The following is a 19427-nucleotide window of genomic DNA, read 5'->3' as shown; positions in this document are numbered from 1 at the left end:
TGTGAAGTATTTGGCATAACCACATCGACACTCAGTGGAAAATAGCGCTAACGCTATCATTTTAAGGGATCTATTGATGCTGTATTTTGAGTTTCTATTTCTGTTGCTCATGCTCTATACCGGCTCTCGTTACGGTGGGATTGGATTAGGGGTTGTCTCGGGGATTGGTTTGGCGATTGAAGTCTTCTTCTTCAAGATGCCACCAACCTCACCGCCAGTCACCGTGATGTTAATCATCTTGGCGGTGGTGACCTGCGCTTCAATTTTGGAAGCTGCCGGCGGCTTAAAGTATATGTTGCAGGTGGCCGAGAAATTGTTAAGAAAGAACCCTAAACGGGTGACTCTTATTGCCCCTTTTGTGACTTATACGATGACTTTTCTTTTAGGCACGGGTCACGCAGTGTATTCCATCATGCCGATTATTGGTGATGTGGCTTTAAAAAATGGGATCCGGCCTGAACGACCTATGGCGGCTTCATCGGTGGCTTCGCAAATCGCGATTACCGCATCGCCGATTTCTGCTGCAGTGGTTTATTATTTGGCTCAGCTAGCTGATCTTCGGGCCGATATTACGTTGCTATCTATCTTGATGGTGACCGTACCGGCAACCTTGTTTGGCACACTATTGATGTCTTTATATAGCTTAAAACGCGGTAAAGAATTAGATCAGGATGAAGAATACCAAGCGCGCTTAAAGGATCCGGTATGGCGTGAAAAAATACTCAATACCACAGCGACTTCTTTAGATGAGGTCTTACCGAGCAAAGCCAGAAATGCCGTTCTGTTATTTCTAGCTGCGATTGTAACGATTGTGATTATCGCCATGGTGCCAGAGATCCGCACCATCGTTGATGGTGATAAGCCGATTAAAATGTCGGTGATTATTCAAATGATGATGTTGGCTTTTGGTGGGGTGATTCTACTCGCAACCAAGACTGACCCACGTGATGTTCCCAATGGTGTGGTATTTAAATCGGGCATGGTTGCAGCCATTGCTATTTTTGGGATTGCCTGGATGTCGGATACCTATTTCCAATATGCCATGCCCCAATTTAGAAGTGGTATTGTGGAGATGGTGACTAATTATCCATGGACCTTTGCATTGGCGCTCTTTATTGTGTCAGTGGTGGTGAATTCTCAAGCTGCTACCGCGCGGATGATGTTACCAGTTGGCTTGGGTCTGGGCTTAGAACCGGCATTACTGATTGGTTTAATGCCTGCGGTATATGGTTATTTCTTTATTCCAAATTATCCATCCGATATTGCAACGGTTAATTTTGATACGTCTGGAACCACTAAGATTGGCAAGTGGTATTTCAATCACTCGTTTATGTCGGTTGGCTTAATTGGCGTGATTGGTGCGAGCTGCTTGGGATACGTACTGGGACAAATTATTATTGGTTAGCGGTTTGATTGGGGGGCTCATCTTGAGTGACCCTTGTTCAAGCCAAAAATAATAGGGAGGCTTTAAGCCTCCCTATTATTTGGGGGATGAGTCGCCCGATAAAGCAAACGATACCGCTTTTAGCGTTGTGGCTGTTGCGGGTCGAGTAAATATATAAGTCCTTCCGGTAATTGGGTTCGCCAAGCCAACATGTCATGACCGCCAGCTATTTCACTGAGCTGACTTTGATACCCTTTGGCATCTAACAGGCTTTTTAAACGTCGGTTTGGGGGCAATATCCATGTTTCTTCAAACAAGCCAGCACTAAGATACCAGCGTACTGTGCTGGTTGGTTTGAGCGCAAGCTGTTGAGTGAGCCATTCAGGTTGATGCTGGCGACTCGGGTCCATCTTTGGCCCCCACCAAAATGAACCGGACAAGCTTAGAACGCCGCCAAATAACTCGGGATATAGGGTTGCTGTGCATGCTGCTGTTAAACCTCCATAGCTAGAACCTGCTAAAATGGTTTGTTTTGCAGGTGCCGTAATGTTTCGCTGCGCGAGCCATGGCAGTAATTCTTTTGCTAAAAAAGATGAAAACTGAGGGTTGCAGGCTAATTCTGTTGCGCGGCTTTGGGCGCTGGGGTTACTGATAAATACTGCGTTCAGCGCCGGTATTTTTTTAGCATTGACTAAGTTATCCAGCAGTCGTGGCGTTTGCGCTTGCTGAAGATAACTCTCGGCATCGAAAAAGATAACTAAGGGCAGGCTAGAATCAGCAGTGGGATTGGCACTGCGATATAGATAAACATCGCGGCTATTGTTTAATATTTTGCTGCTTATTTGGCTTTGGCTTAGCGTTCCCTGATGTGTTGCTACGGGTGTTAGCCAAGGCTCTGCGGGGGCCGCAGCCAGGCGTAATATCGATTTACTGGTATATTTATCTTGTCGTTCAGAAAAATGCCAAGTGTTCGGATTGAAGGGGTCCCGTTGCGCAGTACTTAAAATCGCAACGCGTTGTGCTCGGCCACTTTCAGCAAGGGTTGGGACATCGGGGGCAATTTGATAGGAAAATAGACTGTTGTTGGGCAAGCTTAGACTTAAATACCAAATGTCGCTATCCTCAATTTGCTTGAAGGTGTGATGTTCGTGACCGGGTCCGCCGAGCAGTTTGACATTGTGTTTGGCACCTCGCCAGAGGAAGGTGACTAAGGAACTGCCCTTTGGCTCATCGATGCGATGGGGCGCAATGGCTTCGATGAGTGGGCTGCCGATATGTGATATCTGTTGCCAAAATAATTCGGTATTGCCCGCTTTGACATATTGATCGATCAGCTCTTGCAGGGTTTGGCTGGCGAGTGTGGTTTGAGCAGTTTTCATCGCTAAAGCAGGTTTACGTAATTTTAGGGTCAGCTGATTCGGGACTGCCGCATTGGTGAGTGTTAACTGATAATTGCCACTTTGCTGGGCGACTAAGTGAAGACTTTGTCCTTGACTCGGGCTGAGTAATAATTGCTTTATCCGCTTGCCATTTGGGTCATCTAGGGTGGCTTGTTCGAGTTTATTGGTGGCCGAAAACTTACCGCTGAGATAATCCCCAGACTGAAGTGCGATGGACCAAGAATGGGATTGATGTGCATCTAAGGAAATCGTTTGCTCGATGGGAAGAGTGGCCGCGGCGAGTTTTAAGCTTAATAAGCAACATAAGCTGGGCAATTGTTTCACGAGTTTTCGGGATGTTTTTTTTCGAGAAAGAGGCATAAAGGCTCCAAATTGACAAGGAATACCAAAGCCAGCAAGGCTTTCAGGAAGCCTTTGACTGACTTTGGTATGGCTAAAAGTGCGTTAATTTAGAAGTCGTAATTAGCACTTAAGTAGACATTTCGCCCTAACTCATGACCGCTAAAGTCTTGCGATTTTTCGTCTAAACGAAGATCAAACAGATTTTTAACACCAGCTTTAAGGTTTAGCGCAGTGGTTGCCTGGAAGGCAAGGCCTAAATCCACGGTGGTGTAAGCGGGCAGCTCGGAGCCCGAATTATATTGTTTGCCGGTGTATACCGCTGAAACGATGCTATTGAGTCGTTCGCTCACCCACCAGTTTAGATTGGCATTGGCCACATGTTCAGGGCGATTACTTAATGGGTTGCCTGCGTTGTCTTCAGCATCTAGATAAGTGTAGTTACCCAATAAACTAATATCTTGGGTGATATCTACCGCACCCGACAGTTCGACACCTTGTAGTGTTGCTTCGCCAACGTTGTCCCACCATCTGCTTGGCGTACCATTGATGACCGCATATTGTGCTTCAATTAAGTTTTCAACTTCGCTGCGATAAAGTGCCACGCTGACATCCCAAGACGCTTGAAGATACTCAAAACCTAATTCATAGTTGACACTGGTTTCGGCTGCTAAGTCAGGATCTCCTGAGATTGAACAACCACCACCACAGCTAATAATCTGATATTCAGGATTGGTTTGATAGGTTTGTGGTGCTTTGTAGGCCTTGCTTACCCCACCTTTTAGAGTTAAGGCATTGCTTGCTTGATAAACTAGGTAGGAACGAGGTGTAAAATGACCACCAAATACCTCATGATCATCGTAGCGTCCGCCCAAAGTTAGGGTTAATTTATCGCCTAAGCTCAGCTCATCTTGCAGGTAGACTGCATACATGGTGGTATTGGCTTCTCCGCTGGGTTGGTAACCAACTGGATCTTTGATTTGCTGCTGTTGAAACTCTCCACCCGTGGTGATGCTGTTGAATCCAAGCTCGGTATTTATAGAGCCGTTAATGAGCAAGTTATTTTCTTTGACTTGGCGTTGTTGCGGGGCGTCGTAGCGATTGTTGTAATCATCGATGGTACTGGTTTCATAATTTGCGTAGAGCGTTGAACTCCCCCAGGCCCATTGGCCGCGGTGTGTTGCGCCAAAGGTCATGCGATCAATCGCTTGAGCACGAAGCGAGCTAATATCGCCATAGCTTGAATAGGGACGCTCATCATGGTTATAGTTGAAATCAAATTCTGCTTGTTGTTGGCTATTGATATCCCAATACAAAGTGGTGTAAATATTTTGGCTGTTTTTGGCTTCTAGGGCGGGCGCTTCCGTCCCCATATTTTCATCTAAGTACCAAGCATCTCGGTCGTAAATTTCACCAGCAATTGATAAGCTGAGTTGCTCATTGAGTTGTCCTGAAGCGTACAGGTTAGTGCGGCTCTGAGCACCCTCGTCACCGGATGTCATCACAACATTATCTTGACGAATGCTTCCTCCCCAAATTTTACCCGGTGTCTTGGTGATGATGTTGATTACGCCACCAATGGCATCAGAGCCGTACAAAGCTGACATAGGACCACGAACAATTTCCACTTGCGCAATCGCATCTAAGGGAATTGAGCTGTAATCAAAATCGCCGCCCCGCCACAGTGAAGCAGAAGAGGATACCCGCTTACCATTGACCAAAATAAGGGTGTAACCTTGATCCATTCCCCGAATGTAAATGGCATTGCGGCCACTGCTATCGCTGTTATTGATAATGCCTGCGTATTTTTCCAAGATATCGGGTAAACCGTTAACCGGTGAAGCTTTAATATCTTCAGCGGTAATTACGGTGGTGAACGCGGGGGCTGTTTGTACTGTATGTTCGGTTGACGAAGCGGTCACCACCATCACCGGGTTATCTTGCGGGGCGTCAGCCGCGATGCTGCTGTGAGAATTGAGTAAGATAGCAGCGACCAGCAATGCCAGTTTACTTTGAGTGAGGGAGAGGATCGGGGGAAGTGAGTTATTCATAACGCTCCTTGTAGCATAAAGCTTAGTTTTAAAATTTGTTGCTGATTTTGGGAAGGTCATCCAATTGGAAAATTCATTCATGAAATCAGACTATTATTCAGTGTTTGTAATAGTATCAATATTGAATGCAAATAAGAATGATTTTTATTTGATATTTATAGTGGATCTTGAAAAGGACGTTTTTAGATCATTTTCGCCAGATTTATTTAATCGTACCGTTTAAATAAATCGGCTGAACGAGTTTATGTGACGCTGACAATATAGTTATTTTAGTGATTACTTTACAATTCGCATGAGGATGAAATGTGAAGAAGACTAGGGTCGCTTCATGTTTCGTGGTTCATTTTGTTCGAAAGAATATAGAAGTTGAGCTTAACCTCAGCGGTATTGCTTAAGCCGTTTTGAGTGTAAAGTTTGGTTGAATTGCTTGTTCTTGAGATATCACGCTCTGCACCGAAACTTCCGTGGATAAACATGCAAGCAGAAGGGATCATCATCTTCAACCTTGAATAGCCTGAGGAGGCGATTAAACAACATGCCCCGAGTCGATCATTTTTCACAACGTATCGAGACCGAATGGAAGAGAGCCCAGTGCCGTCAAGCGAGTTTTAGTTTTTATCAAAGTAGCGACGCAGAGAGTCTTGCTCGTTGGGCTTCTGCATTTGCCGAGCAACAACAATTATCGTTGAAACTGATTAGCTTGAATCAGCAAAGTATTTACTCTCCTTACCGAGCCTTGTTTGCCTTGTTTATGCATCAGTTGCCACAATCTAATTATTCAGTGGCAGACTTAGTGAAGCTTGCAACTGATTTTGTTCCCTTACAGCAGTGCTTAAGTGGGCTATTAACCGGAAAGATTCATCCTCGAACTGAATTATTGTTAATGGATGATTTGTATTTTGAGCAGCGAGCTTTACAGCAGGCTATTTTACGTTTAGTCGAATTGCTGTTGGATGAACCTTGTATTTTGGTGATTACGGGTTGGCATTTCGCTTCTGCTTCCGCGATTCAAACTTTAATCGGCTTAGTCAATCATCAACTGAAAAATCCAATTATGGTGATGATAGAGGTGGATACCCAGTATGCACTTAGTCATCGCCAAGATGACGAAGCGTGGGAAGGTTTTCTTGATTGGGTGGATGATATGACTTTGTTGTATCGGGTCCCTCCGAGTCAAGCCTTATTAAAGCCGATTTGGCACTATCGGGAACAGGGTGAAGTCTCGATGCAATTAGTGGCAGAGAATATCCAGAGTATGGCGTGGCCAGAAGCTGAAGCTGCTGCAAGGGTGTTGCTCGATGCGGGGGACGTAGTAAGCCCGGCTGTTGAACAGTTACAGTTACAACTTGCTGAAGCCTTACTTTATCAGGGAGAATTGAATGAGGCGGTGACGGAATTAGAGTTAGTATCGGTTTCTGAAGCGTCTCCCTGTCGCACGGATGATAGGGTAAAGCAGCTTAATTTACTGAGCCTAAGTTTAGTCCAACAGCAGCGTTTTGAAGAGGCAATGCAGTATTCAGAAGCCGCTATCGAAGTCGCAGAGCAGGCGGGTCATGGGCGGCTATTGGCCCAATCTTGGTTTGTGAATTATTACGCCCATGATAAGTCTTCGACACCTGTACAGCTAAAGCAGTTTGAGCTGCTTGATAAAACATTGCATCGTTATCAGATGAACTGCTCCCGATTATATGCTCTACGTAATTACTATACCTATTTACGTTTTTATGAGGAGCTGGAGGCAGCGCTGGCACTGGAGTTTACTCAGAAAGCGGTTAATTTAGCGCGTAAAATTGGCCATCATCAAGGTATCGCCGCCAGTTATCATAGTAAGGGGATCATCTATTCCTATGTGGGCCGTTATCATGCGACTTTTCGATGTTTTGCGATTAGCTCTCGGATCCGGGAAGCATTGGGGGAGGCCAGTGAACGGGTGCGAATGTATAATGGGACTGGTTATTTTAACACCTTGCTTGAGAAGTATCCCGAAGCGCAACAACAGTATTTGGCCGCCTATAATATTATTCGCCATAGTGGCGATTATTCAGAGCTGGTGGCAACTCTTTACAATTTTGCTTGGTTGTATTTTTGTACTCGAGATTATCAGCAAGCCAGTGACGTGCTTGAGCAGTTGGTTCGGGTGTGTCGGATTAGGCAAATGACTCACTTCCCATTTCGTAACCTCTATGATGTATTTAGTCTGAAAGGTTTTTGTCATGCGAAGTTAGGTGAGTTAGCAAGAGCTCAGCAATGTCTAGAGCGGATGCAGGGGCTACCGTTTAAACCCTCTAGCACGGGTGAGTTTTTAATGAGCTTGCTACAAGGCGCTTTATATGTGGCAGATGAGCGCTTAGATGAAGCTCGGCAAGTATTTGAAGCTGCCCCCGCCATTTTGGGGGACGTAGTGGATATGGATACTCGTTTATTGCCGCAATGTAGCTGTGAATTGCTAGAAGTGTATAGTCGTCAGGGGGATTGGCTAGGCTGTGAACGACTATTAAGCCAAAGCTTAGCGATGTGTGAGTTATTAGACTTACCTCATTTTTCCCAAATTTTTATCGATATTCAGCAAGTTATCAGTCAGCGAAACGTCTTTTATTCTCGACAGATTAAAGCGGTCCGTTTATTACCGGTACAGCTTTATCTCGAAGACTTGGTGCGAAATGCGAAGCAAGGGATGCAGTTACGCCAAGTGCAACAGCGTTTGCGAGAGATGCAATTGATTAGTCGAATGCAATCTCTTCCAGAGCGCTTTGACAATAGTCAGGATCTAGCCAATGAAAGCTTGAAATTAGTTTGTGGTAATTTCACGGTACAGCGAGGCATGATCCATTACCTAAACGTTGACCAGTGGCAGGCGTGGACCGAGGTCGGTCATAGTTTGCCAGACTCTCAGGTACAGCAATATCTTCATAAAATTAAAGAACACCAGAACATTTGGGTCGAAAATAGCTTCTTCTCTAAGGGAGAAGATGGCAAGCGTGCCACCTATAACTCGCTGGCATGTTTACCTATTTTTGTGGATGGGCACCTTTATGCGGCAATGACTTTGTGTAACGTCAATAGTAATCGCTACTTCGATCGTCAGGATCAAGATACCCTGCAATTGGTGAGCCGACAGCTTGGCAGTCAATTACAGCAGCTAAGGCATCGAGAAAATCTGTTAAAAATGTCGACCACCGATCCTTTAACGGGCTTGTTTAATCGTCAAGCCCTATTGGCTCGCCTTGAACAAGAGTTAGTCATTTGTGCGCAGCAATCTGGCAGTTACTATTGCTCTTTAGCCTATATAGATTTAGACAATTTTAAACTTGTGAATGATTTGCTTGGTCACGATGTGGGGGATCGCGTACTTTGTGCGTTTGCGGAGATACTGATTCAAACGATGCGAGCCAGTGATATTGTTGCGCGTTGGGGCGGGGATGAGTTTGTTGTGGTATTCCCAAATGTGAGTCACAGCCAAGCGAAGATAAGCGCAGAGCGTTTATTAGATAACTTACAATTACACCATTATTTAAAACCACAATTAATTGAGTGGGCCGACAGCGTTGAGTTAGTGGAGAATCTACCTGATTTAACCTGCTCCATCGGGATTACCGATTGCGGTGGTATGGTGCATACGGACTTAAATGAAGCGTGGTTGTTAAAACAAGCAGATAAAGCTTTGTATAAAGCCAAGGCCGAAGGAAAAGGCCGGGTGAAAGTGATCAGTCGATGAAGTCGGCTAGGCGATAAGCAACGCTTTCATTGCTGACTAACACCACTCAAAGTTTGGCAATATATTGGTCGCTTATCGCTCGCTTCATTTACCATAAATGAAACATAAGCTTAGTTTGTTCAAACAGCGTGGTGCTGCCAACCTTGTATTTGCCTAAGCCCATCTTTAAACTGTTGATTATCTCATTATTTTTATGAAGGTTTGTGATAGTCATTACTCATCTTTTGGGGGATAGTGAGTTATCAACCATTCATGTGTTTGAACATAGGGAATCTTGTGGCAGTGACAGTTGTACAAACTTTGCTTGTTGGAATTGGTGCAGTAGCGCTCATTGCGTGTAGTGTTAGCATGAGTAAGCAATTCAAAAATAATCATATTCCAGCGATAGAAAAAAACCCATTAAAGTTCTTCTATGTTCGCTATTTTGGTGAACCCAAGTGGGCTGACCAAGCGGCCCAGGCAGCAGATATACCGCGCCAGTCTGTCGATAGCCAATTAATTAATCGTGTTGATGAGGCGACCAAAATTACTTGGTTAGGCCACTCTAGTTTTTTGATTCAAGTTGCTGGAGTGAATTTTTTGACCGACCCGGTGTTTAGTGAACGAGTTTCACCGATGTCTTTTGCTGGACCGAAGCGCCTTGTCCCACTTACCTTCGATTTAGAAGATCTACCCAATATTGATTTTGTGTTGATATCGCATAATCACTATGACCACTTAGATGAAAATACCATTAAACATTTGGGGAATCGGACTAATTACTTTGTGCCTGAAGGCCTAAAACCCTGGTTTGAAAAACAAGGAATCGATGCTCAGCGAGTCAATGAACTTGCTTGGTGGGACCATCAAACCTTTGGTGCGGCGAGTATTACCGCAACCCCGAGCCAGCATTGGTCTGGAAGGGGGGTATTTGATCGAAATAAAACCCATTGGGCAAGTTGGCTAATTGAACTGGGCGGCAAACGTTTGTGGTTTGCTGGTGACACCGGTTATAACCCTTATGATTTTAAAGAGATTGGCCAATGGGCAGGCGAAATTGACGTAGCCTTGATTCCTATTGGGGCCTATTCCCCTAGGGGTTTTATGAAAGATCAACATGTTGATGTGGCAGAGGCGATAAAAGTGCATCAAGATGTGCGTTCAAAATTATCCATTGGCATGCATTGGGGGACTTATCCATTGACTGCCGAACCAGTGATGGAGCCTGCTGAACTGCTGGATAAACTGACTCAAACGCAGTTGGATGATAATAGCCAGTTTATCCATATGGCGATTGGTGAAACCCGAGTCTTTGAGCGAGAGTGATTTGCTTGCCGAGATTTGTTGCCTTGATTTTAGGTGTGCTGCTGGTGGCCCTATAGATGGGCGAAGTAAATCATCCAAATTGATTTCGAGTTTCCGTCTCTTAGGGTAAAATCCTCTGCTGTTCCAATAGATGAGATATCTGGCGATTAATATTAAAATATTATCCGAAACTGAAGTCAGCTGTTCTAATTGCCATGCTTGCTGTTGTCGATTAGAAGTTATGATTATTAGCGACACAGGGGTTCCCGACCATCATATTGTTGTTGATGAATGGGGCGGTGAAAGCATGCTACGTTTAGATGATGGCTGGTGCTCAGCGTTGGATCGTGAGACTTTACTGTGTTCTATTTATGAAAACCGGCCTTGGATCTGTCGCGAATTTGAAATGGGATCCTATCAGTGTCGAAATGAGAGAGCGGTATCGATGCTCACTTGATTTCCCATCGAGCTAGAACACAAAGTTCATTTATTTTATCAAGCATTTCACGACAGAAGCCTTGCTGGATAGTCCATTCGAAGTTTATGTCGGCATTTCAGTTACAAAGGATGATGTTAAAACATTCCGCAGGATGCACCATTTCGCTTCGAGTGATGGAGCGTGAATGTGGTATGGAGATGAAATGAAAGAAAGCTGTTTGTGTAGTGAAGTCTCATTTATCTTGTCTGCAGAGTTACCTTCGATTTATCAATGCTCCTGTTTTTGCGCCTGAAGGTATCCGGTTCCGCATCTAATTCAGCGGTCGTGGTCGCATTTAACAATTTTGAGTGGACCTTGGCTCAAAATCAAATGAGTTCATATGCTACCTGTTCAGGATTTAGATGTAGTAGCTCAGACCTGATCTGACAGTTACCCGATTTTTAGGGTGCCTTGTCAGCTTAGATTTGAGCTAAATTCTTCTCAGCCCAAACCGTTTTCCCATCGACTAATGTTTCAAGTGGTGTTCTGCCACAGCATATCTTTCCTTGATGGGTTCGTTCATTGTTGTAGTAATCCATCCACTCGTCCAGATCTTTTTGCAGCTCCTCTAGTGTTGAGTACAGTTTCTTCCTAAATGTGATTTGATAAAACTCGTTCAAGATCGTCTTATGAAATCGCTCGCAGATGCCGTTAGTTTGAGGCGACATTGCTTTAGTTTTGGTGTGGTCTATATCATTGATGGCTAGATAGAGCTGATAGTCATGCTGTTCTACTCGGCCGCAGTATTCTGTACCTCGGTCAGTCAATATACGAAGCATGGGCAAGCCCTTTGACTCAAAGTACGGCAGAACTTTGTCATTCAGCACATCAGCTGCTGTTATTGGCGTTTTGGTGGTATACAACTTAGCAAAAGCGACTTTGCTATAGGTATCAACAAAGGTTTGCTGATAGATGCGTCCAACGCCCTTCAGGTTGCCTACGTAAAACGTATCTTGTGAGCCTAGGTAGCCAGGGTGAGCGGTTTCAATTTCCCCACAAGCCTCATCATCGTATTTCTTTTTTTCAAGCGCAGCAACTTGCGCATCACTAAGTACAATGCCTTCGCTAGCCACTTTAGCTTCTAAGGCTTTTAAACGCTTTTTAAAGTTTTCGAGACTATGGCGTAACCAAATTGAGCGAACACCACTGCCAGAGACAAACACACCTTGTTTGCGTAGCTCGTTACTGGTTCTATGCTGGCCATGAGCGGGCTGCTCAATAGCATATTTAATGACGGTCTGTTCGGTTGCTTCATCGACTCTATTTTTAAGGTTAGGCGTTCGCCGAGTCCTGTTGATGAGGGCATCTAAGCCACCTTCCTCTGCAAGCTCTTGGTAGCGATAAAACGTATCCCTAGATACGCCCATGACTTTACAAGCTTTAGACACATTGCCAAGTTCTTCGGCAAGATTGAGTAAACCAGCTTTGTGTTTGATGATCGGGTTGTTAGTATGCAACATAGAGAGTTACCTTCCTTTTTGGATATTTTGATTAAAGATTCAACACCTTTATCAAAACGGGTAACTCTCTACTTTTCAAGAAGTAGTGTCAGATCTAGTCGGAACTAATACAATTTAGAGCCGATTTTTGTCGTTGTTGTGGAAGCTCGGTTCCAAATACTTCATCGGATTTAAAGTTCGTTTGGGTGCTGCTTGGTTTATTTTTCACCCTGATAAAGGCAGACGTTGCAGCTTATGTTTATGTTGACTCAAGAGCTGATTGCAATTCTGATTTTTTGGGGATTCTGTACCCAAATTTAAGAGATGCGAAGTGAGTAAGCGTGGTTAGCGCTGCGCAATAAAAAATATCTCGAACAAATAGCCCGTAATGTCGCACCAACAAGGGCTAATTTTTGCTTAATCTAGCGTATGTGGTCCCTATAAACAGGCGATAGCCAAAGTGTTTGCTCTTAGGCGTGGCATTCGGTGAGTTAAAACGCTGTTTCCATACCTTTGCCCATCATATGAATTAAGCCTTTATCTCAGTAAGAGCTTATCTAATTAAAGTGACCGGTTCTCGATGACGACCGCCCTATGCCAGTTTGTGGTTCCTGGAGTGAGTCACTTTTTTTTGGGGGAGGGAGTAACGATGGGTAAGTTTATTAAAATAAAGGATATTTTTTGCTACGGAAGTTTATTTTTGTGAATCAATTCAAATCATATATAGAAAAACCAGACTTCGATCCTCTTTTTTAAAACCGCTTTTTAATAATATACAACCATCGTTTCTTAAAGCTGTGCCGATATATTTAGTTGAACTGGGTCGTCATTGGTCATTCAATGGCCAACCGTAAAAGTGCTAGCGATGTTTTATTTTGTACAGAGCATTTGTCGATTATTTCATTGGCTGTGGTAAAGCAGAGAAGCTTGTCGACGACTAAACATAAGTATTTGGAGAAGCAGAATGAAGTTGGTTAAAAAAACTTATTTAGCCCTGATGCTGGCAGCCGCTTGCACTGCAAGTTCGGCTTATGCAGAACAAGCCGTGACTTGGGAAAATAGTGACTTACATACGGTTTCATTGATCATGAGTGAGCCGATGATGAAAGTCGACGGGAGTTATCATGAGCTACTGGATGCTTATTATCTAAAACCACTGATGACTAAAGAGAAGGTGGTGATAGCGCCGTTAGACGATATTTTTGATGAATTAAACGGTGAAATGTCTTTCGATGGTAAGACGGTTGAGTATCGTTTAAATAAAAACGTTGTGTCGATGGTGCTTGATTCTGCTGATGCTGTAGTGAATGGTAAAACGGTCAAGGCTCCAGCCGCACCCCAGATCATAGAGGGGGCCTTGTATGTGCCATTTCGCTTTGTATTTGAAGGACTCGGCGCTAAATATACTTGGAATTCATCTAGACACATTGCCGAAGTCACGCTACTACGCCCTAGCGGTACCATCTTTAAAGCGCATAAGGGCAAAATTTCGGCCAAGACTATTCTCAAACAAAAACCAGAGTGGTTTGCCTCTAAAGAAGCGAAGAATGTGGCAGAGGCTATGCTAGCTAACCAAAATGGAGATGGCGGCTGGTTTAAGATTGGTAGCTCTAATGATTTATCGGTTGCTTATGATCGTGATACTTTTCCCACTTATCGTCAGAAATCTACGATTGATAACGATGCCACGAACTTGCAAATTGAAGTGTTGGCGAAGATTAACCAACAGCATTCAGATCAACGTTTACAAGAAAGCATCATTCGTGGGGTTGAGTATTTAATTAATGGGCAATATGACAACGGGGGTTGGCCACAATTCTTCCCACAAACTCGAGGCTATCATCGTCATGTGACGTTCAATGATAATGCTATTTCTAATACGCTCAATATTTTAGAAGAAGTGGCGAATAAAACTAAAGATTTTGCTTTTGTTTCTGATGACCTAGCGACCCGCGCGAAAGCCTCAATGAATAAAGGGATCCGCTTTATTCTCGATAACCAAGTGGTCGTGAATGGCGTTAAGACCGGATGGTGTGCCCAATATAATGTGGATACGCTTGCCTGTGAACGCGGTCGCTCATACGAGCTTGCATCAATTAGTGGTGATGAGAGCGTGAAAGTGATCAAATTTTTGATGAGCATTGATAAACCATCATCAGAAGTTGTTGATGCGATTAATAGTTCTGTGGCTTTCTTGAAGTCTCAGAGCATTAAAGATAAAAAATTAGTGAAGACCAAAGACGACACTCTTGAATTTGGTCGCAACCGAATTGTGATTGATAAACAAGGTAGCACCGTATGGCCACGTTTTATCAATACCGAAACTCTGCAACCGCTATTCTCTAATCGCCAAGGCGATCACTTGGATGCTTACGAAAAAGTAAGCTACGAGCGTCGGGTGAAATATAGTTGGTTGGTAACGTCACCGGGTAAATTAATTAAAAATAATTATCCTAAATGGCAAGCGAAATACTCGCCTAAGGTGAACGTTTTAGCTGAGTAAATAGAAAGACCTTAATCCTGTTCTTTAATCCTTGTTCCTGTGTTAAGTAAAAGCTTTAAGCCGAAAGGCTTAAAGCTTTTTTTTTGTGAAATAAAGCGCTGTTATGGGCCTTATTTTTAAAGGCTATAGCGTAACTTCAGCTGATTTGGATGCGGATTTAGGTAAGCCTGCATCGCAACATAGTGATTAGGGTGCTCGCGCAAGTAGTGTTGAATTAAACTAATCGGAACCAGTAAGGGAAGTAAGCCTTCACGGTACTGGTGGATCCGTTCACTCAGCTCTTGTCTTTGTTCGGGATTTAATTCGCGTTTGAAATAACCTTGCAAGTGCAGCAATACATTACAGTGATTTTTACGGCTGCAATTGTGTTTAAGAATTGCCATAAACTGAGCGATGTAGGCGTTAAAACCGCGCTGGTCATGATTACCGTTTAGATTCGCGACTAAGGGACCCAAATGACGATATTTTTCTGGGTGGTGGGCCATCAATAGGTACTTGAATTTTGCATGAAAGCGCTGTACTTTCGCGACACTCAGGCCCTCGTCGGCCAAGCTTTTCCACTCATGGTAAGCAAACACTCGGTTAATAAAGTTTTCCCGAAGTAAGGGGTCATTCAGCCGGCCATCTTCTTCTACAGGAAGCAAGGGATAGGCCTGCATTAATTTAGCGGTGAATAGGCCGCTGCCATCTTTAGTTGCGTTGTTCTTCTGCGGATGATAAACACTGACTCGTTCCATGCCACAGCTTGGTGATTTAGCGCAGACGATATAACCGCTAAGATGACCGAGTTGCGGCAAGCGACGCTCGGTATAATCATGCATTTTTTCAGTGACATCGAAGCTGCCATCACTGGCCTGCAGACTGATCCGCTGGTCATCCTGAACTAAGCGAATTGCTTTGCGAGGGCTATCCATGCCAATTGCCATCTCTGGGCAGGTGGGCTCGAAGCTAAAAAACTCAGCCAACTCGACACGACAGAAGCGTGATTGCTTATGTCCGCCGTCGTAACGAACTTCTTGGCCTAATAAGCAGCTACTGATGCCGACGGAAATTTTGTCGCTAGAGAATCGGTTCATGATGCTTTCCCCTGGTTGTCTTCATTCTTAATACGCAAGTGAGCGTGGGGCGATCACTTTACGCTGAAAAAAATTCAATCTTTCGTCGTGTCTGTCTATCCTAGTTGTTGATTTAGTTTGGCTGCGAGCCGGAGGCCAGCTTTGACGATTTGTAATTCTAGGCTTGCCCGGTGACGATTAACATATGACCGGCCAAGTCGAGGACTAGAAAATTGATAGGCCTGTGGCACCAGCTGACGAGTCTCTGCTATCCACTGAGGATAACTTAAATGAATCTCGAAAGTTTGTTTGGAATAGTGTTTGATGAGCCACTTGGCATAGTTCTCAGGGGAGTCGTCGCGGGTATTTAATAGCTGACTATCCCAGACTCGATGGAGGTTTGAGGGCTTACCGTACCAGCTAATTTTGCGGGTATTTCCGCCGCGATCTTGGGCATAACCAAGGTGTAAGGGTTGGTGAAGATCGGCGAGTAGGTGTACATAAAACTTTAAGGCTTGCTGTTGTTTGTTGTGGCTCGCTGCTTGAGCGAGTTGTCGCTCGAAATACTCGAGCTGGCTGAGCACATCACCTTTTGCTGAGCGCCGTTGTTGAGCAAGAGTTTTCCCCTTGTCTATATTCAGGTAATGCCAAGGTCCGGTATGTTGCCATTGTTTTTGGTCACGAATTTTATCGGCCCAGCTTGCGACGTCGACCAGTGACTTTCCATCGAGAATATCGCTCACCCGTTGAGTGACGGTAGGCGTTAAATTCTGTTGGGCAATATAAGCCACTAACTGATGGCCCAAATGACCAAAAGCAAAACAGGGAAAAGAAATCAAGCAACAGCACAATAGCAGATGAAAACGTTTCAAGTTGCGACCTCAATGTCGCTAACAGTTCACTCGAAAGCTGTTAGCGAGCGTGATTGGGATTTACAGCAAGTCTAAAATGGTTTCTGCTTTACTTCGCTCAAAGCTTTTTGCTTGTTCAACATTCACCGTTGTGACCGTTAAGTCGTCGATAATCAAGGCATAGCGTTGTGAACGAATACCGCCAAAACTAGCGGTGTCCATTTCTAGACCTAGCGCCTTGGTAAAGCTCGCATCTCCGTCGGCTAGCATCATTATTTGCTCAGCATTTTGCGCTGTTCCCCAGGCTTGCATTACAAAAGCGTCATTCACTGCGACACAGGCGATAATATCCACACCTTTAGCCTTGATTTGATCGGCTAAGACCACAAAACCTGGTAGATGGGCTTCGGAGCAGGTGGGCGTAAAAGCACCGGGTACCGCGAATAAAACCACTTTTTTGCCAGCAAACAATTGATTCAGCTTATGGGTTTTCATACCGTCGGCGGTTAATTCACTTAAGCTAGCTTCGGGTAACTTTTGTCCAACTTCGATCATGCTGACTTCCTTTTAGATTGAATCAGGTGAATACTCGATTGCTAAGACTAGAGCCTATTCTTGAGTTGGGCAAGCAAGTCTTGGCTGGGATTGAGACAGCAGGCCAGTAACTGATGATTAAGTTGTTCGAGTTGGGGCAGGTCTTGACCAATCAGTTCTAGTTTGTTGATGGTATTGGCGGGTAAGTATTCGATGTGAGTGTGTTGTCCAAGGCGATTCAGTAACAAGCTTCCTTGGTCACATTGGCATAGGACTTTGGCTCGAAGTAACTCTAATGTGTTAATAAATGCAGCTAGTTGTTGCGCTTCAAAACGATATTGTGCAGGCAAATGCCAGCCGATACTGGTATATCCTTCAAGGTGCTGAACCTTGCAGATAGCTTTAGTTAGCGGGGCTTGTTGATCGTTTACGGCTGTGAGCGCTTGCTCTTGTAGAGACTCATCGAGTGAATTTGAGCCTAGATTGAATGGCTCTGGTTCCTTTGCTTTAGGCCCGTTTACATCTAAATAGTTTAGAGCTAACTCTCCTCTACGGATTGCGAGTAAGGGGGTGGCAGATAGCCCGAGCTGCCGAAGAAAAGCTTGCAGTTCTTCTAGGTCCTTCGATTGATAGCTTTCGCTTTTGCTGGCAAGGATCAGATCTGCAATTGCCAACTGTGCTGCAAAATTGGGGTGTGAGGTATAGCGAGGGTCGGTAATTATTCGAGCATCTACTAAGGTGAGTGTCGCCGCGAGCTGTAAGTGTGCTTGAGCACTTAAGCTTTGCAGGCGTTGCCGAATTTGTTTGGGATGGCCGAGGCCGGTCGGTTCGATTAATAAACGGTCTGGTTTTGCCGTTCGTAATAGTTGTGTCAGCGCCACCTGAAACGGCACCCCTGCAGCGCAACATAGGCATCCTCCGGGGACTTCTTTGATGAATACCTTTGAGTCGGGGTCTGCGGCGGAAATGAAGTCGGCATCGAGACCTATTTCGCCAAATTCATTGCTTAAAACGGCCCAACGTTGCTCTGGAGGCTTGTTGGCCAGCAGATGTTTAATTAAGGTAGTTTTGCCTGCACCTAAAAATCCAGAGATAAGATTGGTTGGCACCGCTTTAGTGATGATTTGCATATAACTTTTACCTAGAGATCGACAGCGTCAATTTATAATGCAGCGTTTAGTCGATTATTCTTTCATTAGGGCTGACTCAATGCCGCTAATTTATCACAGATGTGCGCGCCAATTGGAAATGCTGAGGTTGCCGCAGGTGAGGGTGCATTACAAACATGTAAGCTACGTGCGCTTTGGGCAAATAAAAAGTCATGTACTAAGGTGCCATCACGAAGTACAGCTTGGGCGCGGATCCCGGCTGGGTAGGGGCCAAGATCATGGCGCTGTAGGCTCGGGCAGTATTTACGTACACGCTGCAAATATCCAGATTTAAAGAATGAGTCTTTGGTTTCACTCAAGCCACTGCGAAAGTGTTGTTTGGCGACCTTCCAAAACCCACTGAAAGCTAGCATTTGCTTGATATCACAAAGATTAAATGCGCCTTTTTGATAGCCTTCGCGAGACCAACCCTGAACTGCATTAGGCCCCACCGTAATGGAACCGTTGATCATCTTGGTGAGATGTACGCCCAAAAATGGAAGTTCTGGATCGGGGATCGGGTAGATCAGGTGTTTAATGAGTTGATTATGGCGCGCAGTCAATTGATAGTACTCACCGCGATAGGGAATGATTTGAAAATCGATGTCTATGTCTAACATTTGGCATAAGCGGTCGGCCATTAAACCACCACATACGACTAGATACTGGGTATCAATGCTCGTTTGTTGGGTCGTAACGCGGATCCTGTGGGGATCTTCGTTTAGTTTTATTACTTGCTGAGCGAGCTTTATTTCACCGCCTAGGTCTTGAAATAGTTGCGCTATTTTAAGGCAAATTTGTTGGTAATCGACAATCCCTGTGGCGGCTACTTTGAGAGCGGCTAAGCCGCAAATGTTCGGTTCCAATTCCCTGAGCTGCTGGCCATCGAGTCGTTCAACTTGAATGCCATTCGCTTGGCAGCGTTGTTCGAGTGCCTGCATTCTACTGAGTTCTAGGGGATTACTGGCAACTAACAGTTTTCCACATTGTTCTACCGGAATATGATGCTGCTTACAAAACGCGAGCGTTTGCTGGTGGCCTTGTTTACAAAAGTTGGCTTTCAGGCTGCCCGGTTGGTAATACACACCCGCATGGATCACGCCGCTGTTATGGCCCGTTTGATGCTGCGCCAATTGAGTTTCTTTTTCGATTAGCAGGATCTTGGCTTGCGGGTGGTGTTGCTGAAGCTGCCAAGCGGTAGAAAGTCCAATAATACCGCCGCCGATAATGATGTAATTGTACATTT

The 19427-nt window shown here is 44.6% G+C and carries 13 protein-coding genes; 5 read left to right on the top strand and 8 right to left on the bottom strand.

The annotated features are described in order from the left end of the window. Window positions 1-76: 76 nt before the first annotated feature. Complete coding sequence (locus ACRRSW_RS15790) at window positions 77-1405, top strand: anaerobic C4-dicarboxylate transporter (protein ID WP_432452285.1); 1329 nt, start codon at window positions 77-79, stop codon at window positions 1403-1405. Window positions 1406-1524: 119 nt separating this feature from the next. Here the strand turns inward: ACRRSW_RS15790 and ACRRSW_RS15785 are convergent, their stop codons facing one another. Then, a complete protein-coding gene (locus tag ACRRSW_RS15785) occupies window positions 1525-3144 on the bottom strand; it encodes an alpha/beta hydrolase (RefSeq protein WP_432459828.1) in 1620 nt (539 codons plus the stop codon). Between the two features lie 89 nt (window positions 3145-3233). Further along, complete coding sequence (locus ACRRSW_RS15780; RefSeq protein ID WP_432459827.1) at window positions 3234-5174, bottom strand: TonB-dependent receptor domain-containing protein; 1941 nt, start codon at window positions 5172-5174, stop codon at window positions 3234-3236. A 535-nt stretch (window positions 5175-5709) separates the two neighbouring features. Between ACRRSW_RS15780 and ACRRSW_RS15775 the strand changes: the two genes are divergently transcribed. From ACRRSW_RS15775 to ACRRSW_RS15765, 3 genes are all read left to right on the top strand, one after another. Beyond that, entirely contained in the window at window positions 5710-8889 is a 3180-nt protein-coding gene (locus ACRRSW_RS15775) for a diguanylate cyclase (protein WP_432459826.1), read from the top strand. Between the two features lie 348 nt (window positions 8890-9237). Beyond that, window positions 9238-10194, top strand: a complete 957-nt coding sequence (locus tag ACRRSW_RS15770; RefSeq protein WP_432452289.1) for an MBL fold metallo-hydrolase — start codon at window positions 9238-9240, stop codon at window positions 10192-10194. A gap of 130 nt (window positions 10195-10324) precedes the next feature. Then, window positions 10325-10630 (top strand): YkgJ family cysteine cluster protein, encoded by a 306-nt coding sequence (locus tag ACRRSW_RS15765; RefSeq protein ID WP_432459825.1) that lies wholly within the window; start codon window positions 10325-10327, stop codon window positions 10628-10630. Window positions 10631-11070: 440 nt separating this feature from the next. On the opposite strand, the gene ACRRSW_RS15760 is transcribed toward ACRRSW_RS15765, so the two are convergent. Further along, window positions 11071-12111, bottom strand: a complete 1041-nt coding sequence (locus tag ACRRSW_RS15760; protein ID WP_432459037.1) for an IS481 family transposase — start codon at window positions 12109-12111, stop codon at window positions 11071-11073. Window positions 12112-13054: 943 nt separating this feature from the next. Here ACRRSW_RS15760 and pelA point away from each other — a divergent pair. Further along, on the top strand, window positions 13055-14593 hold the full coding sequence (pelA, locus tag ACRRSW_RS15755) for a pectate lyase (protein WP_432459824.1): 1539 nt from the start codon (window positions 13055-13057) through the stop codon (window positions 14591-14593). A gap of 116 nt (window positions 14594-14709) precedes the next feature. Here pelA and ACRRSW_RS15750 read toward each other — a convergent pair whose 3' ends face one another. The 5 genes from ACRRSW_RS15750 to lhgO all read right to left on the bottom strand — a co-directional run bounded on the left by ACRRSW_RS15750 (window position 14710) and on the right by lhgO (window position 19425). Beyond that, window positions 14710-15669, bottom strand: a complete 960-nt coding sequence (locus ACRRSW_RS15750) for a YbgA family protein (protein WP_432459823.1) — start codon at window positions 15667-15669, stop codon at window positions 14710-14712. A 95-nt stretch (window positions 15670-15764) separates the two neighbouring features. After that, the gene (locus ACRRSW_RS15745) at window positions 15765-16520 is read right to left on the bottom strand and encodes a S1/P1 nuclease (protein WP_432459822.1); all 756 of its coding nucleotides are present in this window, start codon (window positions 16518-16520) and stop codon (window positions 15765-15767) included. Between the two features lie 60 nt (window positions 16521-16580). Continuing rightward, window positions 16581-17054 (bottom strand): peroxiredoxin, encoded by a 474-nt coding sequence (locus ACRRSW_RS15740; RefSeq protein WP_432459821.1) that lies wholly within the window; start codon window positions 17052-17054, stop codon window positions 16581-16583. A 47-nt stretch (window positions 17055-17101) separates the two neighbouring features. Then, window positions 17102-18163 carry a CobW family GTP-binding protein gene (locus ACRRSW_RS15735; protein WP_432459820.1) on the bottom strand — a complete coding sequence of 354 codons (1062 nt, stop codon included), beginning with the start codon at window positions 18161-18163 and terminating at the stop codon, window positions 17102-17104. Window positions 18164-18228: 65 nt separating this feature from the next. Continuing rightward, window positions 18229-19425, bottom strand: a complete 1197-nt coding sequence (gene lhgO, locus ACRRSW_RS15730) for an L-2-hydroxyglutarate oxidase (RefSeq protein ID WP_432459819.1) — start codon at window positions 19423-19425, stop codon at window positions 18229-18231. Between the last annotated feature and the right edge of the window lie 2 nt (window positions 19426-19427).

The sequence above is a fragment of the Agarivorans sp. QJM3NY_25 genome (assembly GCF_050870875.2).
Lineage (GTDB): Bacteria > Pseudomonadota > Gammaproteobacteria > Enterobacterales > Celerinatantimonadaceae > Agarivorans.
The sequence above is the reverse complement of the archived record's forward strand: the minus strand, read 5'-3'. Positions and strand labels throughout refer to the sequence as shown.

What these genes read in the sequence shown, in the direction of transcription:
- ACRRSW_RS15750 (WP_432459823.1), bottom strand. Translation starts at nt 15,669, where the DNA reads ATGAACCGATTCTCTAGCGACAAAATTTCCGTCGGCATCAGTAGCTGC.
- ACRRSW_RS15780 (WP_432459827.1), bottom strand. Translation starts at nt 5,174, where the DNA reads ATGAATAACTCACTTCCCCCGATCCTCTCCCTCACTCAAAGTAAACTG.
- ACRRSW_RS15775 (WP_432459826.1), top strand. Translation starts at nt 5,710, where the DNA reads ATGCCCCGAGTCGATCATTTTTCACAACGTATCGAGACCGAATGGAAG.
- lhgO (WP_432459819.1), bottom strand. Translation starts at nt 19,425, where the DNA reads ATGTACAATTACATCATTATCGGCGGCGGTATTATTGGACTTTCTACC.
- ACRRSW_RS15790 (WP_432452285.1), top strand. Translation starts at nt 77, where the DNA reads ATGCTGTATTTTGAGTTTCTATTTCTGTTGCTCATGCTCTATACCGGC.
- ACRRSW_RS15760 (WP_432459037.1), bottom strand. Translation starts at nt 12,111, where the DNA reads ATGTTGCATACTAACAACCCGATCATCAAACACAAAGCTGGTTTACTC.
- ACRRSW_RS15785 (WP_432459828.1), bottom strand. Translation starts at nt 3,144, where the DNA reads ATGCCTCTTTCTCGAAAAAAAACATCCCGAAAACTCGTGAAACAATTG.
- ACRRSW_RS15735 (WP_432459820.1), bottom strand. Translation starts at nt 18,163, where the DNA reads ATGCAAATCATCACTAAAGCGGTGCCAACCAATCTTATCTCTGGATTT.
- pelA (WP_432459824.1), top strand. Translation starts at nt 13,055, where the DNA reads ATGAAGTTGGTTAAAAAAACTTATTTAGCCCTGATGCTGGCAGCCGCT.
- ACRRSW_RS15740 (WP_432459821.1), bottom strand. Translation starts at nt 17,054, where the DNA reads ATGATCGAAGTTGGACAAAAGTTACCCGAAGCTAGCTTAAGTGAATTA.
- ACRRSW_RS15765 (WP_432459825.1), top strand. Translation starts at nt 10,325, where the DNA reads ATGAGATATCTGGCGATTAATATTAAAATATTATCCGAAACTGAAGTC.
- ACRRSW_RS15770 (WP_432452289.1), top strand. Translation starts at nt 9,238, where the DNA reads ATGAGTAAGCAATTCAAAAATAATCATATTCCAGCGATAGAAAAAAAC.